At 56.4% G+C, this 24863-nt stretch carries 25 protein-coding genes; 8 read left to right on the forward strand and 17 right to left on the reverse strand.

The genetic code is table 11. From position 1 onward, the window contains the following. Nucleotides 1–47: 47 nt before the first annotated feature. Nucleotides 48–2327, forward strand: a complete 2280-nt coding sequence (locus tag FKCLFG_RS09700) for a RelA/SpoT family protein (RefSeq protein WP_472612890.1) — start codon at nucleotides 48–50, stop codon at nucleotides 2325–2327. Nucleotides 2328–2462: 135 nt separating this feature from the next. On the opposite strand, the gene FKCLFG_RS09705 is transcribed toward FKCLFG_RS09700, so the two are convergent. The 17 genes from FKCLFG_RS09705 to fliE all read right to left on the reverse strand — a co-directional run bounded on the left by FKCLFG_RS09705 (nucleotide 2463) and on the right by fliE (nucleotide 16774). Beyond that, nucleotides 2463–3809: a DUF3422 family protein gene (locus tag FKCLFG_RS09705; protein ID WP_472612891.1), complete on the reverse strand. Its 1347-nt coding sequence runs from the start codon at nucleotides 3807–3809 to the stop codon at nucleotides 2463–2465. A 79-nt stretch (nucleotides 3810–3888) separates the two neighbouring features. Beyond that, nucleotides 3889–4455, reverse strand: a complete 567-nt coding sequence (greB, locus tag FKCLFG_RS09710; RefSeq protein ID WP_472612892.1) for a transcription elongation factor GreB — start codon at nucleotides 4453–4455, stop codon at nucleotides 3889–3891. A gap of 254 nt (nucleotides 4456–4709) precedes the next feature. After that, entirely contained in the window at nucleotides 4710–5666 is a 957-nt protein-coding gene (gene motB / locus FKCLFG_RS09715) for a flagellar motor protein MotB (protein WP_472612893.1), read from the reverse strand. Between the two features lie 27 nt (nucleotides 5667–5693). After that, nucleotides 5694–6554: a flagellar motor stator protein MotA gene (gene motA, locus FKCLFG_RS09720; RefSeq protein ID WP_472612894.1), complete on the reverse strand. Its 861-nt coding sequence runs from the start codon at nucleotides 6552–6554 to the stop codon at nucleotides 5694–5696. A 47-nt stretch (nucleotides 6555–6601) separates the two neighbouring features. Next, complete coding sequence (flhC, locus tag FKCLFG_RS09725; RefSeq protein ID WP_472612896.1) at nucleotides 6602–7234, reverse strand: flagellar transcriptional regulator FlhC; 633 nt, start codon at nucleotides 7232–7234, stop codon at nucleotides 6602–6604. Nucleotides 7235–7289: 55 nt separating this feature from the next. Beyond that, nucleotides 7290–7625 carry a flagellar transcriptional regulator FlhD gene (flhD, locus tag FKCLFG_RS09730; RefSeq protein WP_472612897.1) on the reverse strand — a complete coding sequence of 112 codons (336 nt, stop codon included), beginning with the start codon at nucleotides 7623–7625 and terminating at the stop codon, nucleotides 7290–7292. A 419-nt stretch (nucleotides 7626–8044) separates the two neighbouring features. Next, a complete protein-coding gene (locus FKCLFG_RS09735; RefSeq protein ID WP_472612898.1) occupies nucleotides 8045–8830 on the reverse strand; it encodes a flagellar brake protein in 786 nt (261 codons plus the stop codon). A 100-nt stretch (nucleotides 8831–8930) separates the two neighbouring features. After that, nucleotides 8931–9230 carry an EscU/YscU/HrcU family type III secretion system export apparatus switch protein gene (locus FKCLFG_RS09740; RefSeq protein WP_472612899.1) on the reverse strand — a complete coding sequence of 100 codons (300 nt, stop codon included), beginning with the start codon at nucleotides 9228–9230 and terminating at the stop codon, nucleotides 8931–8933. Nucleotides 9231–9395: 165 nt separating this feature from the next. Beyond that, on the reverse strand, nucleotides 9396–10700 hold the full coding sequence (gene fliK, locus FKCLFG_RS09745; RefSeq protein WP_472612900.1) for a flagellar hook-length control protein FliK: 1305 nt from the start codon (nucleotides 10698–10700) through the stop codon (nucleotides 9396–9398). Between the two features lie 296 nt (nucleotides 10701–10996). Beyond that, nucleotides 10997–11323, reverse strand: coding sequence for a flagellar protein FliT (locus tag FKCLFG_RS09750; RefSeq protein ID WP_472612901.1), 327 nt, complete (start codon nucleotides 11321–11323; stop codon nucleotides 10997–10999). Nucleotide 11324: 1 nt separating this feature from the next. Further along, nucleotides 11325–11795 carry a flagellar export chaperone FliS gene (fliS, locus tag FKCLFG_RS09755; RefSeq protein WP_472612902.1) on the reverse strand — a complete coding sequence of 157 codons (471 nt, stop codon included), beginning with the start codon at nucleotides 11793–11795 and terminating at the stop codon, nucleotides 11325–11327. A gap of 9 nt (nucleotides 11796–11804) precedes the next feature. Then, on the reverse strand, nucleotides 11805–13259 hold the full coding sequence (gene fliD / locus FKCLFG_RS09760) for a flagellar filament capping protein FliD (protein ID WP_472612903.1): 1455 nt from the start codon (nucleotides 13257–13259) through the stop codon (nucleotides 11805–11807). Between the two features lie 175 nt (nucleotides 13260–13434). Then, nucleotides 13435–13887 (reverse strand): flagellar protein FlaG, encoded by a 453-nt coding sequence (locus FKCLFG_RS09765; RefSeq protein WP_472612904.1) that lies wholly within the window; start codon nucleotides 13885–13887, stop codon nucleotides 13435–13437. 183 nt (nucleotides 13888–14070) lie between these two features. Then, on the reverse strand, nucleotides 14071–15507 hold the full coding sequence (locus FKCLFG_RS09770) for a flagellin N-terminal helical domain-containing protein (protein ID WP_472612905.1): 1437 nt from the start codon (nucleotides 15505–15507) through the stop codon (nucleotides 14071–14073). Between the two features lie 208 nt (nucleotides 15508–15715). Continuing rightward, nucleotides 15716–16030, reverse strand: coding sequence for a helix-turn-helix domain-containing protein (locus FKCLFG_RS09775; protein ID WP_472612906.1), 315 nt, complete (start codon nucleotides 16028–16030; stop codon nucleotides 15716–15718). Further along, nucleotides 16027–16371, reverse strand: coding sequence for a toxin (locus tag FKCLFG_RS09780; RefSeq protein WP_472612907.1), 345 nt, complete (start codon nucleotides 16369–16371; stop codon nucleotides 16027–16029). Before FKCLFG_RS09780 ends, FKCLFG_RS09775 begins: the two co-directional genes overlap by 4 nt. A gap of 85 nt (nucleotides 16372–16456) precedes the next feature. Continuing rightward, the gene (gene fliE, locus FKCLFG_RS09785) at nucleotides 16457–16774 is read right to left on the reverse strand and encodes a flagellar hook-basal body complex protein FliE (RefSeq protein WP_472612908.1); all 318 of its coding nucleotides are present in this window, start codon (nucleotides 16772–16774) and stop codon (nucleotides 16457–16459) included. 540 nt (nucleotides 16775–17314) lie between these two features. Here fliE and fliF point away from each other — a divergent pair. From fliF to fliL, 7 genes are all read left to right on the forward strand, one after another. Next, nucleotides 17315–18985, forward strand: coding sequence for a flagellar basal-body MS-ring/collar protein FliF (gene fliF / locus FKCLFG_RS09790; RefSeq protein WP_472612909.1), 1671 nt, complete (start codon nucleotides 17315–17317; stop codon nucleotides 18983–18985). Further along, nucleotides 18978–19976, forward strand: coding sequence for a flagellar motor switch protein FliG (gene fliG, locus FKCLFG_RS09795; protein ID WP_472612910.1), 999 nt, complete (start codon nucleotides 18978–18980; stop codon nucleotides 19974–19976). The genes fliF and fliG overlap by 8 nt, the downstream gene beginning before the upstream one ends. After that, nucleotides 19969–20691 (forward strand): flagellar assembly protein FliH, encoded by a 723-nt coding sequence (gene fliH / locus FKCLFG_RS09800; protein WP_472612911.1) that lies wholly within the window; start codon nucleotides 19969–19971, stop codon nucleotides 20689–20691. Before fliG ends, fliH begins: the two co-directional genes overlap by 8 nt. Next, nucleotides 20684–22102 carry a flagellar protein export ATPase FliI gene (gene fliI / locus FKCLFG_RS09805; RefSeq protein ID WP_472615834.1) on the forward strand — a complete coding sequence of 473 codons (1419 nt, stop codon included), beginning with the start codon at nucleotides 20684–20686 and terminating at the stop codon, nucleotides 22100–22102. The genes fliH and fliI overlap by 8 nt, the downstream gene beginning before the upstream one ends. 25 nt (nucleotides 22103–22127) lie before the next feature. Then, the gene (gene fliJ, locus FKCLFG_RS09810; RefSeq protein WP_472612912.1) at nucleotides 22128–22583 is read left to right on the forward strand and encodes a flagellar export protein FliJ; all 456 of its coding nucleotides are present in this window, start codon (nucleotides 22128–22130) and stop codon (nucleotides 22581–22583) included. A 125-nt stretch (nucleotides 22584–22708) separates the two neighbouring features. Further along, the gene (locus FKCLFG_RS09815) at nucleotides 22709–24091 is read left to right on the forward strand and encodes a flagellar hook-length control protein FliK (protein ID WP_472612913.1); all 1383 of its coding nucleotides are present in this window, start codon (nucleotides 22709–22711) and stop codon (nucleotides 24089–24091) included. A gap of 261 nt (nucleotides 24092–24352) precedes the next feature. Then, the gene (fliL, locus tag FKCLFG_RS09820) at nucleotides 24353–24832 is read left to right on the forward strand and encodes a flagellar basal body-associated protein FliL (protein ID WP_472612914.1); all 480 of its coding nucleotides are present in this window, start codon (nucleotides 24353–24355) and stop codon (nucleotides 24830–24832) included. Nucleotides 24833–24863 lie beyond the last annotated feature (31 nt).

A 24863-nucleotide genomic window follows, 5' to 3' on the forward strand; every position in this document is an offset into this window, starting at 1 on the left:
AACCCCACTGTACCCGATGACCGCCATGTGGCTGATAGCTCCTGAGCATGAACCCAAAACCTGCAGAGTCGCCTCCATCAGCCGCATTAAATAACCGGCCTGCTTCCGAGCGGCCGGAGCCGCATTTTGCCAGCCACAAAAAATCGCCATCGAAAGACGGCACCCAGCATGGTATCGGCGCACTATCGATTACGCCGCTCACCACTAAACTAGCCCAGTACCTATCTCCGTCAGACTTGAAAAAAGTCAAGGAAGCCTATCGCTTCTCGGACGAAATGCATCTGGGCCAGATGCGCCAATCCGGTGAAGCCTATATCTCCCATCCCATCGCTGTAGCTGAAATTTGTGCCGACTGGAAGCTCGATGCGCAAGCCATCATGGCCGCCTTGCTGCATGACGTGATGGAAGATCAGGACGTCAAGAAGGATGAACTGATTGAGCGTTTTGGAGCGCCAGTAGCCGCCCTGGTCGATGGCCTGTCGAAGCTGGAAAAAATCGAATTCCAAAGCAAGGTAGAAGCACAGGCGGAAAACTTTCGCAAGATGCTGCTTGCGATGGCGCGCGACGTGCGTGTCATCCTCATCAAGCTGGCCGATCGCCTGCACAACATGAGTACGCTAGGCGTGATGGCGCCGGACAAAAAACAGCGCATCGCGCGCGAGACGATGGAAGTCTATGTCCCGATTGCGCGCCGGCTCGGGCTCAACAGCATCTATCGTGAACTGCAGGACATGTCGTTTCTGCATCTGTACCCAAACCGTTACAAAACCCTGACCAAGGCAGTAAAAGCTGCGCGCGGCAACCGCCGCGAAGTGGTCAGCAAGATACTAGAATCGGTCAATAGCACCCTGCAAGCTGCCGGCATCGAAGCGCAAGTCTATGGGCGCGAGAAAACGCTGTACGGCATCTACAAGAAAATGCGCGCCAAGCACCTATCGTTTTCCCAGGTATTGGACGTGTACGGCTTTCGGGTGGTGGTCGACAGTTTCGCCGATTGCTATCTCGCCCTCGGTACGCTGCACGCGCTCTACAAGCCGATGCCGGGAAAGTTCAAGGATTACATTGCCATTCCCAAACTGAATGGCTACCAGTCGCTGCACACGACACTGATCGGCCCCTATGGCACACCGGTCGAATTTCAGATACGCACCCAGGACATGCACCGCGTGGCAGAGTCCGGAGTCGCCGCGCACTGGCTCTACAAGAGCAGTGAAGCCAACCTCTCCGACCTGCAGCAGCGCACCCACGTCTGGCTGCAATCGCTGCTCGACATCCAGAAGCAGACCGGCGATTCGGCCGAATTCCTCGAACATGTGAAGGTCGATCTGTTTCCTGATTCGGTATACGTTTTTACGCCGAAAGCGATAATTATTGCACTGCCGCGTGGTGCAACCGCGCTCGATTTTGCCTATACCATCCACACCGATATCGGCCATCAGGCAATTGCGGCCAAGATAAACCACGAAAACGCGCCATTGCGCATGGAATTGCACAATGGCGACATCGTCGAGATCGTTACATCACCTGCATCGCGCCCTAGCCCGACCTGGCTCTCCTTCGTGCGCAGCGGCAAGGCGCGCTCCGCAATCCGGCACCATCTGCGCACCATCAACCCATCCGAATCGCTTGAACTCGGCAAACAACTGCTGACACAGGCTCTTGCTGCGCTGGAAATTGACACCGCGTTGCCACAAGCGCTGCTGGAACGGTTGATGAACGAATCCAGAGCCAAATCGATGGAAGAGCTGTACCTCGATATCGGCATAGGCAAACGGATGGCGGCACTGGTGGCGCGCCACATCATGAGTTTGTACGAGAATGGAAATTCACAGTCACGAAAAATTAAAAACCATTCTGCAACCGATAAGCTCGAACCCGTAGTGATTTATGGCAATGAAGGTACAGCGGTTCAGCTGGCGCCGTGTTGCCAGCCGATACCGGGCGACCGCATCATCGGTCAGTTAAAGCGTGATCAAGGCTTGATCGTACATACCGAAGATTGCGATGTGGCCAAACGTTTAATCAGCAAGGAAGCGGAGCACTGGACCAGCGTGATCTGGGGCGAAAATCTGAACCGCCGCTTTGATTGCAGGATCAAGCTTCTGGTGCAAAACGAAAAAGGCATACTGGCCCGCGTAGCAGTCGAAATCAATGAAGCGGATGCCAATATCATTCATGTATTGATGGATCAGGAAAAGTATCAGGACCGCTCCATGATACATCTGCACTTCACCCTCCAAGTCAAAAACCGCGTCCACCTGGCGCACCTGATCCGCAGCGTGCGGCGTCTGGCCGGAGTCGAACGACTGGAACGCGAGCGCGGATAATATTGTAGGGCGCAATAAGCGAAGCGCATTGCGCCGAATGCCTACGCACAACCGCAACAATGCACGACTATCGACGCGCCTAGTATCCAGTGGCGCCGACTTTCTGAACACTAACAGACGGCGCAATACGCTACGCTATTGACGCCCTACGTGCTTGTGCATGCGGCGCAAGCCCAGCCAAACCCCGACCGCGATTACCGGCACCAGAATACCGGTCGCCACATCCGGATTGACGGGCAATCCACCCGCTTTCATCGCCTTTCCCACATAGCCGATCAAGCCTGCTAGGTAATACGAAATCGCCACCACGGACAAACCTTCTACCGCTTGTTGCAGGCGCAATTGCTGCGCCGCACGGGCATTCAAGGACTCCAGGATTTTTCTGTTCTGGCGCTCCTGCACGATGCCGACCCGGGTTCTGAGCAAGTCATTGGTATGCGCAATCCGCTCGGCCAATGCTTCCTGACGGCGCACTATCGATTCGCAAGTATTCATCGCAGGCGACAGGCGGCGCGCCATGAACTCGTCCACCGTCGGCACGCCATCAATCCGGATTTCACGCAGCTCTTCAATGCGCGCCTTGACCAGCCTGAAATACGCTTGCGAGGCGGCAAAACGGTAGCTGTTATCCATCGACAGCTTTTCAATCCGTGCCGCTAATCCAGTAATGTTACGCAACAAAATCTGCTCATCATCAGCGTCGCTCGACAACGCCTCCAGAATCGCCGCATCGGTATCGGTCATGGTTGCCGTGAGCGCCGTCAACTCACTTTCGACATCGTTCAAAAGCGGCGCTGCATATTGTGCGTGCGGCAAACCCAGCAACGCCATCATGCGATAAGTTTCCACCTCCAGCACGCGCTGCACCACCCGCCCCGCCTCTTGCGACTGAAAGCCGAGATCCCGAATCACGAAGCGGCTAAAGCCATCCGCCTTGACCAGAAAATCGGTCCACACTTCACCACCTTGCAAAACGGTGCTGCCGACCAGCACGTCGCTCTCGAGAACACTGCGCAGGCCCGACAATACTGTTGCATCCAGCGGTGCCGCCAGCCCCAGCGCCACATGCGCTGCAACCATCAATTTCCCTTCCAAACCCAGCAGCCAGCCCTGTGGAATCAGCGTCAGAGGCATGTGATCAAATACATCGCCCATGGCAAACTGCTCAACGTGAATTTTGGCAAAAGTGTAGGTGGCGAATTCGGTATGACATTCCCATTGCAGGCGAAACTGGCCAAAATCGTGAAAGAAATACTTGGCCTCCCCTGCTGGCGCGGCGACCCCGAAATAGGTGCACAAATCAGAGAGGATTTTATGCTGTAGCGCAAGATTGTCATTGCTAACCTTGCTATCGCCCTGCGCATAAACCGCAAGATGGGTCAGATTTTCCCAAGCAGACAGACGCAAAGAAGGACGGGAATGCACCTCGGCAGCCAACGGCACGCGCAAGGGATGATTCAAACGGGAATAGGTAAAAGTCATATTGAATAGGGTGATGTGAGAGTTAAATGGAGCCCGATGCGCAAGCAAACCCCATGCTACCACCCCAAAATCGTACTGCTCAGATAGCAACCCCGGGGGCGGGATAACTAACCGTAAGAATCTCCAGTTGATCGATGCCCAAAGGCGTCTTCAGGATCACCGAATCGCCCTCTTGGGCCTTGGTAAGCGCTCTGGCTACTGGCGAAATCCAGCTGATCTTGCCATGCAGCGGATCAAGCTCGTCGATCCCGACAATGGTCACCGTGACCTCTGCGCCGGCTTGATTCTGATACGTCACCGTGGCGCCGAAAAAAACCTGGTCCAGTCCATAGTGAACGCTCGGATCGACCACTTCAGCCAGATCCAGCCGCTTGGTCAAAAAACGGATGCGGCGATCGATCTCGCGCAAACGCCGCTTGCCATAAATATAGTCGCCATTCTCCGAACGATCGCCGTTGCTGGCCGCCCACGACACGATCTGCACCACTTCCGGACGAGCAACATCAATCAACTGCAGCAACTCTTCCTTGATGCGCTGATGCCCGGCCGGCGTCATGTAATTTTTCGAGCCAGCAGGAATCGCCGACGCGATTTCCCAAGCGTCGTCATCATCGTCATCCGTCTCTTTTACAAAGGCTTTGCTCATAGCGTCATATTGTAAGGCTAACGGCGGCTGACCAAGAAAAGTGATATGCGACTAGCATGGAGATGCCATGAAAGTATGGTTTGTTCAGCGTATTTGCGATATGCGCAATGCAACCTGAAAACAGGCCATATGGCGTAGTGTTTTATCCGCAGCCGGAAGCAATTTGCGCAAGCTGCAATGAACTGTTCGCCCTGACGGATTACGCAGAAAGACCTGATTCTTGAATATGCGTAAAACGGCAACCCTACTCTGGATCAAAGCTTGGCTGCTGAGGGTTTCGGAACAACCTGGGATTGGGGTAAATGTGAAGCAGGTACAGCCGGCACAATAGCGCTCAATTGACCAGACGCAGCTGACTTGCTATCGATCTGCCCTCTGGGCTGGCTGGCATTTTCCTGTTCGATTCGTTCCTGAGCTTGACGATTCAGAACGACAAGGCTGATGCGGCGATTGATCGGGTCCATCGCATTGTGTTTGTTCAGATGCATGGTTGAAGCGACACCCATTACCCGTAGCACTTTCGGATCGAGCAAACCGCCGGCAACCAGTTCCCGTCTTGATGCATTCGCGCGATCAGCCGACAATTCCCAGTTACTGTAAGATTTTTGAGCCAAGACATACTGTGTCGCATCGGTATGCCCGGACAGGGTAATTTTATTGGGTAATTCATTCAGCACAGGGGCAATTTCACGCAAAATGACGCTCATGTATGGCTTAACAGTTGCGCTGGAAAGATCGAACATCGGCCGATTCTGGCTATCGACTATCTGAATCCGCAATCCTTCGCTGGTAATGTCGATCAGCAATTGCGGGCGAAATTGCTTGAGAATGGGACTGGCCTCGATCATCTGGTCGAGGCGCTCCTTGAGGTTCTCCAAGCGCTCGACATCGGCAGCATCTTCCGCACCCTCATTTGACAGACTCACTTCACCGTCTTTATGGGTTGGATCGGTACCGCCGCCAGGAATCACGCTGGTACTGGTGCCACTTTTTTGGCCACCAGTGATCGCCACTTTGAGGGGAGTGCGAAAATATTCGGCGATGCCACCAACCTGCTCCGGCTTGGAAATCGACAACAGCCACAACACCAGAAACAGCGCAAACATTGCCGTCATGAAATCTGCATAGGCAATTTTCCAGGCACCGCCATGCGCCTGGTGCTTGCCCGCTGGGGCACGTTTGATGATGATGCGTTGTTTATGCCCGTTCATGCCGTCTCCATCCCGAACCGGTACGGCCTAACGATTCTTGACTTGGCGTACATGCTCATCCAACTCGGAAAATGTAGGGCGTTCGGTTGAATACAGGACCTTGCGGCCAAACTCCACAGCCAGTTGCGGCGCATAGCCGTTCAGACTCGCCAGCAAAGTCACCTTAATGCATTGATATAGTTTTATCGATTCGCTCACCTGTTGCTGGATCAGCGAAGCCAGCGGCGACACAAAACCATAGGCCAGTAAAACGCCAAGAAAGGTGCCAACCATCGCATTCGCAATCAACAGACCCAATTCAGCAGGCGGCAAATCGGCCGAACCCAAAGCATGCACTACCCCCAATACAGCAGCCACAATGCCCAATGCCGGCAACGCATCGCCGACTCTTGACAGGCTGTGTACAGGCAGTTCGGCTTCGTGCTCATAGGTTTCTATTTCGTGGTCGATCAGCGATTCGATTTCGAACGGGTCCATGTTGCCGCTGACAATCAAGCGCAGATAATCGGTAAGAAACTCGATCACCTGGGTATCTTTAAGAATCAGCGGGTATTGGCTAAATACCGGGCTGTTGGCCGGATCGTCAATGTCGGATTCGAGTGCCAGCATGCCGTCTTTGCGTCCTTTTGCCAGCAACACATACAGGAGCGCCATCAAGTCCATATACAGCGCCTTGTTATGCTTTGAACTGTGCAAAACTTTAGGCAGCCTTTTGAACGTGGCGCGAATTGTCTTGGCATTGTTACCCACGATAAACGAGCCGAATCCTGATCCGCCGATAATCAATAGTTCCACGGGCTGGTAGAGCGCAGCGAAATGCCCTCCCAACAAGCCATAACCGCCAAATACAGATACCATCACAACTATATAGCCGACTATAACTAGCACTATCCAATCTCCCTGAAAAAGTCATTAAGCATACAACTCTGACAACCCTACAGCAGCCATCTTTCAGGCAAGGTTTCCAAGGGAGGAGTCACAACCGGCTTCGGCAATGGCTTGGCGGCAACGACAGCATCCAGGCGGCTATCAACTACAGCGCTGTTAAGTGCCCATTTGCGGGTTTTTCCGGCGCGCGATGGAGGACGGCATAGTACGCAGACAAAAGCGCTCTGCGGATCGTGGGCATGTGCAATGAAATGTCCGCTGCATCGGGTGCAGGTACTTAACTGCAACATGCCGCTATCGAAGAAGCGTACCAAGGTCCAGGCCCGGGTAAAGTCCAGGATAGGTTCGCTTGCCTGCAACTTGATCTGTTCAAGATAAAGGCGGTAGCTTTTGATGATTGCGACGATCTGCTTGCATTGCCCGTGCGTTGTCATGAAACGATAAATATTGTAGAACATCGACGAGTGGATATTGGCCCGCCATGTCATAAACCAATCAGTCGAAAATGGCAACAATCCCTTGGGTGGCGAAACGCCCTTGATTTCCTTGTATAGTTTAATCAGCCGATCCCGGCTCAGACTGGTTTCCGCCTCCAGGAACTGCAGGCGTGCACCCAAATTGATCAAGTCAATCGCAAGATGGATATCTTGCGCTTCCAAAATTACGCTTTTTCTAGCCATAACAGTCAGATGTGCTGGTCCATACGAAAAACCAGAAGGCAGTTAATGCAAGGCATCAGCGAATCTCTTCAACCGCTTGCCCGGCCAGCAAAATAGCTGCATGCGCCTGTTGCAATGCTATGTTTTTGCCATCGTGCGTCAGTGCAGAAAGGATGGCATGGTCATCAAACCGGAAACGACACAACAGAAGGCTTGAAGAAGCCAGCTTCACGACTTGTGATAGCGACAGACTTCCCAGTATTTCGGCCAACTCCATGCTCAATCCCAGGCGAAACATTGCGCTCGCGCGGTCTTCTCTGAGAAGTCGCTGTGCCAGCAGGAGATAAGACAGGTTGACCTCCCCAATCTCATTCACGATGCCATTGCCAGTACTATTGCCGTTGCCGTTCATGTTTTTCCTCAAGACTAAAACCAATTCTATAACTTGTCGGACGGAAATATACCAGATTGGAATTACTTTTTGTCAGGAATGGAATTATTAAATATTTCCGATAAAAAAATTTTCAGCAATCACTTTTTATGTGTAATGGCACGTTTCAGCTTATTAAATAGTGGCATGGTTATCACACTTAACAAGAGCGCATTGATGTCTCGCCATAATTGCAATCAGACCTCCCGCCTTGGAAAACCCGCTATTTACCATGCTACTTGAAACAATTTCCATCACGGCCTGAAAGCACGCGTCAGCTGGCTTTGCCCACATGCAAAAGCAGCGCAATCGTTATCTGAAATGATATGAGCCAGTAATACTTACGCAACATAGTTGTACCACCCGCGCAACAGGCGATATTGCAATAAAATCCGGGCTACCTAGTCGCGACGCCCTCTACGCGCCAGTTCGAGATAGGTAATCATCCGCTGCAAATCTGACTCTTTCGATTTCGGAAAACGCTCAAAACGGCAACCGAAATGGTAGATCGGATTGTTGCTCCCCCGAATGTTGTGCATATACGTTATCTTCAGATCAGTCTCCATCTTGCTCATCTTGCGGCAATCCAGCACTGCCTTGCTCAGTACGGTGCCAATCAGCAACTCGCCCAGCGTCGGGTCCTTTGAGCGCAGGCCCACGCCATTGAGCGACAGATCGAAAATATCAAAAGCTATCTGGCGCTTGTCGGGCAAATTCACCATACAACGATATGGCTCCATGAGCGGAGTCTCAATCCGGAAAAACTCACGACGTTGCATCCGGTACAAATTCAGCGGAAGCGGCGAGCGAAATGCAAACGCACCTTCAAACTCGCACTGCTCCGGCTGCCCGCAAACGAACTGGATGCGGACACCGTCCTGTGTGGCAGAGAAATAATTCTCCTCCGATTCCAGCATGGATCGATTGTAGATCTGGTCGACACTGCAATCGTAAATGAAAAAACCCGCATTTTGATCCACCGCCAAAATGCGGGTAACGATGCTATGCGGACGATTGCCGCTTTCCACGGTAAGAAAATCCTTGCGACTCATCAATTGTCGCAACACGCTGCCGACCTCCTTCGGATGCGTAATACGAAAATCCTCTAAAGCGGCAAGCGCATCGCCCACCGGAAATTGCTCGAATGTTTCCAGAACAGGTTGCGGCGGTAAATTTTTTGCATCCATTATTTATATTCCATTGCATATCAACCAAGCGATATTACGATAGCGAAAACGCACTGTTCTCGCGTCGCTGACCGCCGGGAGAGAGGATAGTAACAAGGCTTCACTCTTTGTTGTGTGGCGGCGTCTGCTGCGGCAACCCGGCGTCCAGGCGATACAGCCATGCCAGCAACTCGGCTACTGCCAAATACAGAGATGGCGGAATCTGATCGTCCAGATCGACATGCATCAGCAAGTTCAGCAATTCGGGCGATTCATGCACATACAAGCCATTCTCCCGGGCGCGCTGCACAATCGATTCGGCCACCACGCCGTACCCTTTCGCCACCACCACCGGCGCCTTGTCCTTGGCCGCATAAGATAACGCTACAGCGCTTTGGCGATCCGGTCGCTTACTCTCCATCGCCCCTCCATTAACGTGTCCAATATAGATGACGCGGCCACCGCTCCGCGCTTCACAAGAAAAATATACCAATCCATGTATTTTAGCTTATCGCTACAAAATACAGCGGATGTTGTGCTATTTTTTCCTATACCCCCCGCATTATCGGATTCCGAGGTTAATTTTTCAGCCCTCGCCCTCGCTCCCGCTTACGGGAGAGGAATCGAGGGAAGCGATCTGCAAGCCTGTCAGTTGCAGGCCCGCAGCAGCGAAACGCGCACGCAAGTCGTCGCCGTCGTTGCGCAGCAATGCAATGCTGGCCTCTTCGCCTGCTGCCAGATGCGCTTGCAGTTGCGTATTGGCCAGACTCAGGCGCACCTCGATGGCACCGAGGGTGGGCAAAGTCATGGTCAGGCGGGTTTGCCAGGTGCGCGGTGCGGCTTGCTTCTCGTCACCTTCTTGCTGATTGCCGCGCTCTTCGCTGAGTTCCCAATCCATCTGCGTACCCGGCCACACTTCGCCGCTCCAGCGAAACACCGGCACCGCCAGCAATTCCAGTTGCTGGCGCACCAGCAGCACCGCATCCGGATGGATGCCTGCGGCGGTTTGGCTGCCGGCGCGGGCGGCCTCGGAAGCGGTCGGCTGCTGGGCCGCATCGGAAACCGCTTCGGCCAAATGCTGCAGCGGCGCATCCCGTTGCGGCAAAACGACGGCGCCGGTGGCATGGTAGGCAGCGGCTACGCTGGCAGGCGTAGGGCGATGCGCTGCGCTGGCATTCTGCGCAGGTGACGGCGCATCCGCTGCAGCCTCGGCGCCGCCGCCGGGCGGCACTGCTATAGCGGCCGGGTTCGCGCTACCCGCAGCTGCGGACATAGGCAGCGGCGCTGGCAAACTGGCAATACCGTCCTGCAATGTTGCCAGCAAACCGGCTTGCGGCGCTGGCACCGGCACCGGCGTTGCTGGACTACGCAACAATTCCGCACCCGCTGGCGCCAGCGACCCCAACCGCGCCTGCGGTTCCTGCGCCAAGGCGGTTAATGTGTGCGCGCCCATGGCGAATTGCGATAAATGGGATTCATAAAACAGGCCGCTGGCAGCCACGGTGCGGGCCAGCGCCGCCGCCAGTTGCGGCGCTATGGGCGCTGCCGGCAGCGGCCAGACCGGAGCGCTGCCACGCACCGCGCTGGCGACGCCGGGCGTCGGGCCGAGAATTGCGCTAATCGCACGCGCAGCGGCGCTCAACGTAGTGTTGGCGGAAGCGTGTGATGCGTGCGGCGTGGCGGTGGCACCGTGCGCATCGATTAGTCCGGTTCCGAGTTGGCGCAGCATCGCTTCACGCGACGGCAGCCGGATGTCATTGTTTATTTTCTCGGTGCTGGTGACGGCTTCCGGGCCGCCGACTTTCGTTTCCGGCCTCAGCGGCAACAGATCAATGCGCTCGCTCAACTTGGATGCCAGCATGGTATCGACCAGAGTCGTCAGACCGCTCATAAGTAATCACGCATCGCTGATTTTAAAATTGGCAGGTATTTAGCCATCAGTGGCTAACTTACCTCTTTCCCACAAGCGGGAGAGAGGAGCAAAACTTCAAGCGTTCCCCAAACAAGATGGGAGAAAAAGCCCCCTCGCCCGCTTGCGGGAGAGGGTTGGGGAGAGGGTATTCGCAATGGCAAAGGTCGGCCAAATCAAAACACAACCCTGATCGCATCGCCACATAATCCGGTCGGAATGTTTACCGACTCCCTCTCTCCCGGCCTCTCTCCCGCAAGCGGGAGAGAGGAGCAAAACTACCCGCCGTAAGTCTGCTGCAAATTTTGCTGTTGATGCATGCTGCCCAGCAATGCGCCCAGACGCGCCATTTGCGGCGAGATCAGGTTGCGGATTTCAGCGTCGTCGGCAAGTATCCGCTTCAACAACCGGTGCTTTTGCGCCAGTTGCATTTGATCCAGAGTATCCGTCGGGTCCATTACCTTGAGGCGTTCGATGTCGGCATGAAACTGCGCCTCCAGCGTCACCAGTGCATCCCAGTTGCCGACACGCGCCAGCGTCAGCATGCGTGCCACTAATGGCGCAATTTGCTCGTAACAATCTATAACTGCGCTTTGATTTGCCATATCACTCTCTTATGGATAGACGGGCCGCCGCTGGCATCGCATCCGGCTGCGGGGTTGGCTGCTTGACGCCGATTTCATTCCAGGCGGAGCTGATGTTTTCCAGCAAGCGCTCGGCTTCATTGAGCAATTCCGGGTCGTTGCGCAAGTTAGCATACATCAGGCGCTGGATGATGTAATCGTACAGCGCCGACACATTGGCCGCCAACGCAGCGCCGTCCGCGCCGCCCGCCTCGGCGTCGATGCTGGTCTTCAGGCCGTTATCGATGATATTGATGGCCTTCGAAATCGCATTGCCCTTGGCTGCGATTTCACCGCTCGCCATGTGATGGCGCGCCATGCTGATCGACATCTTGGCACCGTTGAACAGCATTGCGACCAACTGGTGCGGCGATGCGCTCATGACCGCAGTTTCGAGGCCGATCTTGGCATAAGCACTGGCACCATTGCCAAATGCCGGTTTGCGTGCATACATGGCTTGACCTTAATTGGAATCGTCGTTATTCATCGCATCGAACTGCTGCGTCAGATAGGAACTGGTCGAATTCATCGTGCTGATCAGCACGTCGAGTTGGGTAAACTGGGCTTTGTAGCGCGCCATCGTGGCGTCGATCCGCTCCGAGGTGACCGTGTATTGCTTGCCCAGCGTATCCAGCGTCGTATTGATGCCCTTGGTAGCCGCCGTCAACGTCCCGTCAGTGGTGTCGGTAAAACCGCTGATCATCGACGCCATCTGAGTGCCAAAGCCGCCGCTGCCGGAAAACAGATTTGCCACCCCGTCCATTTTACTGCCCAGCGCCGCCGTCAGCTTGGCCGCATCGGTAGCCAGCGTGCCGTCTTTCTGGAACGCGACGCCGATATGCGACAACATCGTCAGGCCGCTGCCATCGTCCGTCTGCGCGGAAGTCAGCGCCGACCGGATGCGCACCTGAATGTTGCGCAGGGTTGAATCCCCCAGCAGCGCGCCACCTGACTGGCTGTCGGCGTCATACGCGGTCAATTTCGTGGAGATGCTTTGCAAATTGTTGTACGCACTGACGAAAGTGGAAACTGCAGCTTGCACGCTGGCGGTATCGTTCTGCACCGACAAGGTGCTGGTGCCGATCTTGGTCACGGTCATCGTGACGTCCTGGATCGCATCCTCCACGCTCTTGGTGGCGCTGGTGATGGCGATGCCGTTGACTGTCAATTCCGTATTTTGTGCGAGTACGGTTTGCTGCAACTGGGCAGCAGGCAGGCCCGCCGGGTCATTCGCCAGCAAGCTCTTCAAGGCATCATCGCCAGTGACCGTAATTTTCATGCTCGATGTTTTGCCGGTTTGTGTCGAGGTCAATACCAGTCGGTTCGGCGAGGCGCTGCCATCGTTGACGATCGAGGCGGTCACCCCGATGTCAGCGTTGTCATTGATCGCGTCGCGAATCTCTTCCAGCGTGCTGCCGGCGGCGATGGTGATCGGCGTCCCAGTGCGAGCAGAGTCTGCGGTAAAAGTCGCTCCGGTGAATTTGCCGGTATCGGGGTCCGCCGTAGCGCCGGAAATGGTGCCGAAGTCTATCGTCACCGTGCCGGCAATCGTGCCAATCGCGGTATCGGTAGTGGCCACGCCAGCCGTTGCCAGCGACTGCGCCTGCGCCAGTTGCGTCACGTTCACCGCATAAGTGCCGCTCGGCGTGCTGGACGCGGCGGTGGCGCTCAGTACATCGGTGGCGCTTGAAGTTGCCTTCACGCCTTCAAACAGGGCCGGCTTGGCCAGTGCCGCCGATGCGGTTTCCAGCACGCTCAACGCACTGTTGAGCTGGCCGTAAGCCGACAGCTTGGCGGTGTAACTGGTTTGCTGGCGCTGAAGCGCAATCAGCGGCGTCTGCTCGCCGGTCTTCAGATTCGCCAGCAAGGTAGTCAGGTCCAGATTCGAGCCGACGCCCAGAGAAGAAATTGCAGCCATATGAGTTCCTGTCTTTCCTGTTCATTTAACGTGCAATGGTGTACACCGTTGCACCGTAACACCGTAGGTTGGGTAAGCGGCTTCATCGCCTAACTTACAAAACTGCCCCGACATCTGCGACGGGGAAGAATGTCGGGTTACGCTACGCTCACCCAACCTACCAAATTCACCAAAATCACACCGACTGCGCGAACAACAACCCTTTCAGGTTGTCCATCGCCTTGGAGATGCGCACCACATCCTCGGTCGGAATCTGGCGGATCAACTTGCCGCTTTCCTGATCGACTACTTTGACGATCACATCTTTGTAATTGGGGTCGATCTGGAACTGCACGCTGATCGACAAGCCGGACAGCACCTTGTTGATGTCCTGCAACGATTGCCGGGTCTGCTCGGCGCTGTGTTTGACAGCTTCGCCCTCCTTTGTGTCCGTAGCAACTTTAGTTGCCGGGATATTGGGCATGTCAGCTTGCACTTTGGCTGCGGCCGGATTGAATCCCGTGAATCCCGCCCCTTGCGCGCCGCTGCCGGTCGCCGGCTGCGCTGCATTCTGACTGCGCTGCAAGCCATCGGCCGCAGTGATCGGCGCAGCAACGACTGCACCGATCGAACCTGTTGAAATCGACATTTCCCGTTCTCCCGCTGTTTTATTATTAGCGCTGCCCGCTCACGCCTGAAAACATCAAGCGGGACCGGGCAGCGCAATCGGGTTCGCTGTTTTGACCCGATTGTCTGACCGCTTGCAAACGGCGGCCAGCTTCGGCCGCCGCTCCATTGTCGCCCACGGCTAACCGTGGGCGAATGCGCTGGATTATTGCAACAGCGCCATCACGCCTTGGGTCGACTGGTTGGCCTTGGCCAACACTGAAGTACCCGCCTGTTGCAGGATCTGCGCGCGTGTCATGTTCGACACTTCAGTTGCGTAGTCTGCATCTTCGATGCGCGAACGTGAAGAAGACAGGTTGGTGATCGTGGTGCCGAGGTTGGAGATGATCGAATCGAAACGGTTTTGCACAGCACCCAGTGCGCCGCGCAGTGTGTCAACCGTTTTGAGCGCTGCATCCAAAGTTTCCAGGGGATCAGCGGTGGCCGTAGTCGTCGCCAAAGCATCACCGCGCGTGACCGCCCCGTCAGCACCAATGGAGGCATTGAAATACGAGTTAACGCCGCCGACTGAGTCTTTGATCACAAAGCCTGACGTACCGCCTTCAGTGCCGCCAGAGTAGGCAAATACTTTTCCATTGTCGACACCCGTCAACGCAGGGCGCGCAGCCACCGCAACAACTGAGGCAAGTGCCGCAACTGCGGTAACACCTTGGGCAGTCGGCGCTGCGACTGATACCGTTGTATCAGTACCGGCACCGCCGCTGCCAACTACAAAATCCGCGCTTGTCTTATCAGCAATATTGCCAGCAGTGTTTTGCGTAAAGGTAACAACGGCACCAACCGCTGCAGCAGTGAAACCTCTGGAACCGATTGCTATCGCGTTGTATGCGGCCGTATAAGCCGTAGCATTTTGTGTGCCAGTCTGTGCAGCAGTTAGAGCGAATGAAACGCCGTCAAACGCCACGGTATCAGCGTCAGTGGTTGCACCGAAAGTTGCCGCAAACACTTCAGCGACCCCGGTCACAGCTGCATGACCAGTCACGCCAGCCACTGCAGTCACAGCAGTAGCGACTTCGGCCGTACCAGCAACCTTTGACGTGTCAATCCCATCCATCACCTTAAAGCCAGCCAAACCCAACTTTGCTGGATTGATAGCCTTCAAATTAATCTCGATGGTTTGACTGTCATTGGCACCGACTTGAACTTTCAGAGAAGTCACTCCATCCTTAAGTACTTTTACGCCGTTAAAGTCAGTCTGATCCGAGGTACGTTGGATTTCATCGAGGCGCTGGGTAATTTCAGCCTGGATTGACGACTTGTCTTCTGCGGAGTTGCTGCCGTTGGCCGACTGCACTGTCAGTTCGCGGATGCGCTGCAAATTGGTGTTGATTTCGTTCAATGCACCTTCGGTGGTCTGCGCCAGCGAGATGCCGTCGTTGGCATTGCGCGAGGCTTGCGTCAGGCCCTTGATGCTGGCGGTGAAACGGTTGGCGATCGCCTGGCCGGCGGCATCGTCCTTGGCGCTGTTGATGCGCAGGCCGGAAGACAGGCGCTGGATCGACGTGTTCAATGCAGATTGCGATTTGTTCAGGTTGTTCTGTGTGAGCAACGAGAGGGCATTGGTGTTGATGACTGAACCCATGATAGGACTCCTGCTAAAGTTGTTGAGGGATTCGGCTAACTCGCCGCAACGCTGGGCTTACCTTTTATAGGGACAAGTAAGCCTTCGTTATTTATGTTAGCGGCAGGCAACTCGAAAACTTCTAGGGTAAATGCAGGGAAAGTTGAAAATATTTCGTATCGGTTCGTTGCGACAGTGCGGCAGACCGGCAATTAACAAGAGGCTAGATTCAGATCGTGGCCAGGTGCTTAACCGTCTCCGGATATTTCTCCACGAGCTTGATCAGCAGGGCCGCCTGGGCGTTTGGCTTGGCCCTACCCTGCTCCCAGCCCTCGACCGTGCGCACATTGGTGCGTAGATATCGGGCAAATACCGCGCGCGACACATGCAGCCGATCGCGCAGCTGGACCAATTCTTCCGGCGTTACTACAGGAGCAGGGTCCGCCTTGACGGTGAATGAACGCAAGGTTATTTTGCCTTCGCGGGCCGCCTCCATGCCCTGGACGCCTTCCATCAATTCATTAAACAAGCTGCGCTTTTTCATGGTGATCCTCGTGATTTCAATTCGGCCTCAATCGCATTCTTGAGAGCCTTCTTTTCGGCAGCGGACAGATCTGCCATTTCATCCTTGCCATAAATTGCGAACATCCATATTTGCTTATCCTGGGCTAGCCAGTAGTAAATCACCCGCAATCCGCCACGCTTGCCCTTCCCCCGGCGGCTGTCCGCCCACCGCATTTTGCGAAACCCGCCGGTTCCCGGCATGACATCGCCGGTCATCGGATTTTTTAACAACACCTGCTGGAGTTCTCGATACGCATCATCGGCAAGATATTCAGGAATGGAAGCAGTAAAAGATTTGGTCTCGAAAAAGGTGGCTTGCATAAAATGAATTATACGCAAACTACGTATGATGGCAAAGTCAGGGAGAAGTGCAAGCCAATGCAGGCACGCAGGCCGACACTACTGATCACGCCGGTATGTTCATGATTTCCTGGTAGGCGGCCACCAGTTTGTTGCGCACTTGCAGACTCATCTGAAAACCGATGTTGGCTTTTTGCAGATCGACCATCACGTCGTTCAAGGCGACGCCGGGCTTGCCAAGCTCGAAATCCTGCGCCTGGCCGTAGGCGTTTTGCTGCGCATCGCTGACGCGCGCCAGCGATTTTTTCAACTCGTCGGCGAAGCTGACGCCGGCTGTCGGTGCGGGCGCGGACGACGCGCCGCCCGCGGCCTGCGCGGTGGCGCGCAATTGTTGCAGTACTGATTCAATCGCCGATATGCTCATGCTGTCATTTCCTTGCCTGGCGAACTCGCTGGGAGTCCGGGGTTGTTGTGTATTGGCTTGCGCCGGGGCGGAATCTTATACACCGCCTGGTAATTTTCGTTGCCGCAATTGAATGCTGCGGGAATCGCTGTGTTTTATGGCATACCCCTGATTTTATTTATTTTTAGCAACTGTTCTGGCGGCTGGAGTGCCATTCCCTCTCTTCCGCTTGCGGGAGAGGAGCACCCCGTCTCGTCTGGGGAGGAAGTTCGTAGATCGGGCTGACGCCTGAGCTGCTCCCATTTACGCGAACTTGTAGGCTATCAGCTATCGTGTTGACGAATATCAACAATTGATGGCAAAAAACCCGGCTATTCCACTGATCGGAAATGCTGCGCTGCACCGACAATTGCTAACGTCGGCATAGACTGGCTGGGCGGATTTCGTCTGGGCCGATATTTTTATCCAATTATTAGGAAGACTGCTGAATGTCGTATGAAAGCACAAGCGCACAGTGAATGCCGCTAACTATTGCCGTCTGCCGTCCACCGGGGTGCATGCATGAATGCCGCTGCCGCCCCAAACAAGATTGCGTTTCTGGCGCAATTGCGCGCCAACCCCCAACTGCCGAAGATGATCGGTGCCGCTTTCGCGATAGCGGCAGTGATTGCTTTCTGGCTGTGGAGCAGCGCGCCGGACTATAAAGTGCTGTACAGCAATCTGTCGGACCGCGACGGCGGCGCCATCATTGCGTCGCTGCAGCAAATGAATATTCCGTATAAATTTTCCGAAAACGGCGGCGCGGTCATGGTATTGGCCGACAAGGTGCCTGAAGCACGGCTGCTGCTGGCGGCGAAGGGTTTGCCGAAAGGCGGCTCGGTCGGCTTTGAATTGATGGATAACCAGAAGTTCGGCACCAGCCAGTTTGCCGAACAGTTGAATTACCAGCGTTCGCTGGAGGGCGAGTTGGCGCGCTCAATCGAAACGATTTCCGCAGTCGAGTCGGCGCGGGTCCATCTGGCGCTGCCGAAACCGTCGCTGTTCGTGCGCGACCAGCAGAAGCCGAGCGCGTCGGTGATATTGACGCTGCATCACGGGCGCTCGATTGACGAAGGCCAGGTCAGCGCGATGGTGCATCTGATTTCCAGCAGCGTGCCGGAACTGAACGCCAAGAGTGTCACGGTGATCGATCAGGACGGCAATCTGCTGTCGATGGCGAACTCCGGCAGCCGCGGCCTGGATGTCAGCCAGCTGAAATATACGCAGGAAATCGAACAGAACACGATCCGCCGCATCGAGGCGATTTTGCAGCCTATCGTCGGCGCGGCCAATGTGCGGGCCCAGGTGACTGCGGATGTCGATTTTGCAAAGGTGGAACACACGGACGAAAAATACCGCCCGAATCAGGAGCCGGGCAGCGCGGCGATTCGCAGCCAGCAATCGAGCGATTCCAGCCAGCAAGGCTCTGCCCCGATGGGCGGCGTGCCGGGTGCCTTGTCGAACCAGCCGCCGCTCAATCCGGTGGCGCCGATCACGGCCAAGGCCGCTACGGCTACTGCAGCTACTGCAACCACTCCAGCCAACCAAGCGCAGCAAGCCGCGAATGGACAGACCAACAGCGGCCCCAGCAACATACGCAAAGACGCTACCACCAACTATGAGCTGGACCGCACGATTCGTCATATGCAGCAGGACGGCGGCGGCGTAAAGCGGCTGTCGGTGGCGGTAGTGGTCAATTACCGCGCACTGCGTGGCAAGGACGGCAAGCTGCTGTCGCAGGCATTGCCTCCGGCCGATCTGGAACAAGTCAAGAACCTGGTCAAGGAAGCGATGGGCTACAACGCCGAACGCGGCGATTCGCTCAACGTGGTCAACAGCCAGTTTGCCTCCGCTGCCGACGAAAGCGGGCCGACGCTGCCGTGGTGGCGTCAGCCGGAGAATATCGAGCTGGCCAAGGTTGCCGGCAAATACCTGTTGCTGACCATACTGGCGCTGTATCTGTGGTTCGCGGTGGCGCGACCGCTGTTGCGCAAGCACTTGCAACCAGAAGTACCTGAGCCTGCGGCCAGCGTCGAGGATGTGCATACGAATAATCTGGCACAGCAGACCTCGGATAAGCAGCAGCAAACCGACCGCCATCAAGCAAATATAAAGCATGCACAGGAAACTGCCGAGAAAGACCCGCATCTGGCAGCCATGGTGATCAAGAACTGGATGGCCGAGCATGAGTGATGACGGTTTAGTAAAAAGCGCGATCCTGCTGATGTCGCTGGACGAAAACGCTGCCGCTGCGATATTCCAGCATCTGTCGCACAGCGAGGTGGAGAGAATGGGCATGGCAATGTCCAAGCTGGGGCAAGTATCGCGCGCGCAGGTCGTCGATGTGATGGAAGAATTTCGCCTCGATACCGAACAGCACTCTGCCGTCAGCCTGGGTTCCAACGACTTTATCCGCTCGGTGCTGACCAAGTCGCTTGGCTCCGACCACGCAGCCGACCTGATCGAAGAAATACTCGATTCGCACAATGCGACAACCAGCGGCATGGAACGGTTGAACCGGCTGGAAGCCAATGAAGTGGCCGAACTGATCCGCGACGAACATCCGCAAATCATCGCTACTTTGCTGGTGCATCTGGATCGCAACAAGGCCGCCGAAGTGCTCGCGCTGTGCCAGGAACGGTTGCGCCAGGATGTCATCTTGCGGGTGGCGACCTTCGGCGGCGTGCAACCGGTCGCGCTGGCCGAGTTGACCGACGTGCTTACCGGCATGCTGCCACGCCAGGGTGCCAAGCGCAGCCGCCTGGGCGGCACCCGGGCTGCGGCCGAGATTCTCAATATGATGAGCAGCGCACAGGAAGAAAGCGTGATTTTGCACTTGCGCGAACACGACGATGTTCTGGCGCAAAAGATCGTCGACGAAATGTTCCTGTTCGAAAACCTGCTGGAGATCGAAGACCGCGGCATCCAGTTGTTGCTCAAGGAAATCGAGTCGGAATCGCTGATTATTGCACTCAAGGGTGCGCCGCAGGAATTGCGCGACAAGTTCCTCAAGAACATGTCGCAACGCGCTGCCGAAATGCTGCGCGAGGATATCGAACTGCGCGGCCCAGTACGGGTTTCGCAGGTCGAGACCGAGCAGAAGAATATTCTGCAGGTTGTGCGTCGACTGGCCGATAGCGGCGAGATCGTGCTCGGCGGCCAGGGCAACGATGCGTATGTCTAGCAAGACTCCTTATCCCAACGCCTCTCCCGCGCAAAAGAAGCCGATGAGCGCCTGGCAGCGCTGGGAAATGAATTCCGTCAACCCGCCGCAAGCTGATATTGCGCCAGCCGCTGCCGCTGCGCCGCTGCTCAAACCGCTGGAGCCGGTACTGTTGATCGATGCGGCGGAGCTGGCCCGACTGCGGCTGGAAGCCCGGCAGGCCGGTATGGCCGAGGGCCGCCAGCAAGGTTTTGAGCAAGGGCATTGCGAAGGGTATGCGGCCGGACTGACGCTGGCACAGGAGCAAGCGCAGGCGCTGCGAACATTAATGCTGGCGCTGCCGGCTGCGCTGCGCGCCGCCGAGCGCGAAGTCGCCGACGATTTGCTGACGCTGGCGCTCGATATCGCCCGCCAGGTGGTGCGTCAGGCGCTGCCGACCGAGCCGCAACCGATTCTGGCGCTGGTGCGCGAGTTGCTGCATGCGGAGCCTGCGCTCAACGGCACGCCACGGCTCTTGCTGCATGCCGACGATGCGGTGCTGGTGCAGCAATATCTGGCCGACGATTTGCAGGCGGCCGGCTGGCGCATACGCACCGATCTCACGATCACGCGCGGCGGTTGTCGCGTGCATGCCGCCAGCGGCGCACTGGATGCAACGCTGGAAACGCGCTGGGAGCGGGTTGCCGCCGCGCTCGGACGCCGCCCAAGTGCCGCCGCCGAAGCGCCGCATGACTAACAAGCCCTGCCCTGCCGACAACCCGCATCTGCAGACTTGGCACGGCGCGCTGCGCAATGCCAGCGCCGGCGTTGCGCGCAGTGTGCCGATTCGCAGTTACGGACGACTGACGCGGGCGGTGGGGCTGGTGCTGGAGGCGGTCGGGTTGCGGCTGCCGGTGGGCAGCGATTGCCTGATTGAACTGCCGCCCGGTTACGGCCAGCGCACTACCGAGGCCGAGGTGGTCGGCTTTTCCGGCGACCGCATTTTTCTGATGCCGCAAAGCGAAGTAGCCGGATTATTGCCGGGGGCGCGCGTCTATCCGCTGGAAACCTTCAATAACAACGGCAGCGCTGCCGAACCCGGCACCAAGCGTTTGCCGGTCGGCGAAGGCATGCTGGGGCGCGTGGTAGATGCCGCCGGACGGCCGCTTGACGGGCGCGGCCCGCTCGATATCGCACGCGAAGTGCCGCTTGCCGCAGCGCCCATCAATCCGCTAACGCGGGCGCCGATCGATAGCGTACTGGATGTCGGCGTGCGTGCGATCAATGCGTTGCTGACGGTCGGGCGCGGCCAGCGCATGGGATTGTTTGCCGGCTCCGGCGTGGGCAAGAGTGTTTTGCTCGGGATGATGGCGCGCTATACCAGCGCGGAAGTAATCGTGGTCGGCCTGATCGGCGAGCGCGGCCGCGAGGTTAAGGATTTCATCGACAACACGCTGGGGGCAGAAGGCATGGCGCGCGCAGTTGTAGTGGCCGCGCCGGCCGACACTTCGCCCTTGCTGCGCTTGCAGGGTGCGGCCTATGCAACCTGCCTGGCCGAATATTTTCGCGATCAGGGCAAGGATGTGTTGCTGATCATGGATTCGCTGACCCGCTACGCAATGGCGCAGCGCGAAATCGCTCTGGCGGTAGGTGAACCGCCTGCCACCAAAGGTTATCCGCCATCGGTATTTGCAAAACTGCCGGCGCTGGTGGAGCGCGCCGGTAACGGCGCGCGCGACGCCAACGGCAAAGGCGGCTCGATTACCGCGTTTTATACTGTACTGACTGAAGGCGACGACCAGCAGGATCCGATTGCGGACGCGGCGCGGGCTATCCTGGACGGCCATGTGGTGCTGTCGCGCAGTCTGGCCGAATCGGGCCATTATCCGGCGATCGACATTGAAGCCTCGATCAGCCGCGCCATGACGGCGCTGATCGAACCGTCGCAGTTCGATGCGGTGCGGCGCCTCAAGCAGATGCTGTCGCGCTACCAGCGCAACCGCGATCTGATCAGCGTTGGCGCTTACGCCGCCGGCCATGATTTGCAACTCGATCAGGCGATTGCGCTGTATCCTGCTATTGAAGCTTTCCTGCAACAGGAAATGCATGAACGGGCGGATTATGCGGCTTCCATTTCACAATTGCAGGCATTGTTTCGTGCCGGTTAATCGCCCATTGATCTGAAAGTACGTCATGTCAAATACGCTCCCGCTGGCCATGCTGATCGAACTGGCACAAAACAAGACTGACAAGGCGACCCAGCGCTTGGGCCAGCTGCAAGGCGCGCTGACCAGTGCGTCCGAAAAGCTGGATATGCTGTTGCAGTACCGGCAAGAGTATTGCGAACAGTTGCAGGCCCAGATGCGGGAGGGCGTGGCATCGTCGCGCTGGAGCAATTATCAGAATTTCATCGGCACGCTGGACGGCGCGATCGAGCAACAACGCGCATTGAACGAGCAAGCCAAGGTCAAGCTGGTACATGGGCGCACCGACTGGCAAGATCAGAAGCGCCGCCTGAATTCATTCGATACGCTGGCTGACCGGGTGCGCCAGCAGGAACTGGTGAAACTGAACCGGCGCGAGCAACGCGACAGCGATGAACACACCTCTCGCCAGTTTCAGTTGCGCAGTACTGCTTCCACCGACTAAGTGAGAACTGCTTGCCTCCCTCCCACTTGTGGGAGAGAGGGTGGGCTATTCATAGCGTGCTGAATGGCAACCTTTTGTCTGTAAAATACGTTTTTCCTAAACATTAACAATTATTCAGGAATGCCATGTCTTTAATCCTTTCGCCACCCGTTGCCCCACAGGCCGCAACAACTCGGGCAACCAGCCAAACAGGACGCAGCGGCAGTCAAAACCAGAATGACTCGGACAGTTTTAGTGCGGTATTCAAGCGCTCGCAAACCAGCGCCGAAAAAGCGCCTGAAAAAACCGCTGTACAGCGCCATCCGCGCGGCCAGAGCGACAGCGACAAGGCGAACGAACCAGAAGATCCAGCGGCGGCACTGGCGCTGGCCTTTATCGCACTGGAGCCCCGACTTGCCGCAGTGCCGGCAAGCACGGCACCATCCGGCCCCACCGGCACAGTGGCAGCTGCAGTGGGGGCCGATACCGGCTTGGGCATAACGCAACTTGCACTGGCGATACCTAGCCAGCAGGATGGCGATGCGCTAAGGGTATTGGCACATGCCCCGGCAATTGGCAACGCCGGCGCTACCGCAGAAACCCTTGTTGGTTTAGCTACGCCGCAGCTGGCGCTGGCTACGCCCGTGCAGCAGGATGGCGATGCGCCAGGAGTCTTGAGCAATGTCAAGGCGATTGAATCTTCTGCTGGTTTGGGTACGCCGCAGCTGGCGTTGCCGGCCAAAGATACGGCTGCCAACGTTAGTACCGCCGTTGCAGGGGAAATCGCAGATCCGGCCATGATGCCCGATGCCAGCGCAACCGGTCAGCAATCGAAACAGGACGATACGGCAACAGACAGCCGGGATGAAAAATTCAGCGCAAAACCGGAGCTGCGGCATATTGAAGCGCCAGTGGCGGCAAGCATTGCCGAAGCAGCAGCGGCAACCAAAGGAAACTCTGTATCTGCCGACCAGCTCGACCTGAGTGTGGTAACGCCCAACAATCCTGCCAACGTACTGCAGCAGCAGCCCGCCGGCGCAATCCAGCAGACTGCTGCTGCGGCGGCAGCGCCGGTCAGCCTGCCGCTGACACCACCGGTAGGCAGCAGCGATTGGGCTGATGCGCTTGGCAAACAGGTGGTATGGATGGGCAATGCCAGCCACCAGGTAGCCGAACTGCAGCTCAACCCGGCTGGACTGGGGCCGCTGAAGATCACGCTGACCATCAACAATCATCAGGCCGAAGCGCTGTTTGTATCGGTACATCCGTCGGTGCGGGCGGCGGTCGAAGCTGCATTGCCGCAATTACGGAGCAATCTGGCTGATAACGGCATCAGCCTGGGCAATACCTCGGTAAGCGCAGATACCCAACAACAAAATGCGTTTGCACAGGGTCAGGACAACCGGTCCAGTCAACCCAAATATCGTACCGACAGCGTGAGCATGCCCATCCAGGGAGCCCACCTCAGCATGCCTGATGCTGCGGCGACCGTCTCTGGCAACAGCAACAGCGTCGATATTTTCGCCTGAAGAACATGATCGACAAAAGACATTACTCATTCAGCCCCCTATAAATCACATCCGATCCCGCTTGCGGGAGAGGGTGGTCGCACTCCACAGCAAACTGAATAGTTACGTACTGGCAGCGTAATGCGCCGTATGAATCGCTGCGGCGTGGCGTAACGCAGGTGCAGCAAATGCCGGAGCTGAGCCGGTTTACCCCTTTTTATCAACAGATGGTTCGGCGCATTTTTAGAGAAAATGAGCGCTTGAATTCTATGCAGGAAAGCCATGGCTACAACTACGACTACCGCCCCTAAAATAAATGTGCCTAAAAAGCGTATGTTCGGCATTATGCTAGGAGCAATAGTAGCGATTGCGGCCGTAGCCGGTGCCGGCTATTACCTGAGCAAGAGCAACAGGGGGCCACAGGCTGCCGCCGCACCCGTGCTCGAAACCCCGATCTTTATTGCACTGGAAGCATTTACGGTGAATTTACAGTCGGAGGGACGCCCTCGTTTCTTGCATATCGGTGTGACGCTGAAGGTTCGCGACGCCAAATCCCAAGAGAAGGTCACCCAATATTTACCGGAAGTACGCAGCCGCGTTCTGAAGCTGTTATCAAACCGCAAACCAGACTCGCTAAGCACCCAGGAAGATAAAAACCAGTTGTCTGATGAGATTTTGAGAGTATTGAACAAACCGTTTTCTCCCGGTCCGGCACCACAACAAATTACCGATGTGGTATTTACCGCCTTCGTGCTGCAGTAAATCCATTCCAGACTCCAGAATGAGATCCATC

It is taken from the genome of Gelidimonas denitrificans (assembly GCF_055694065.1).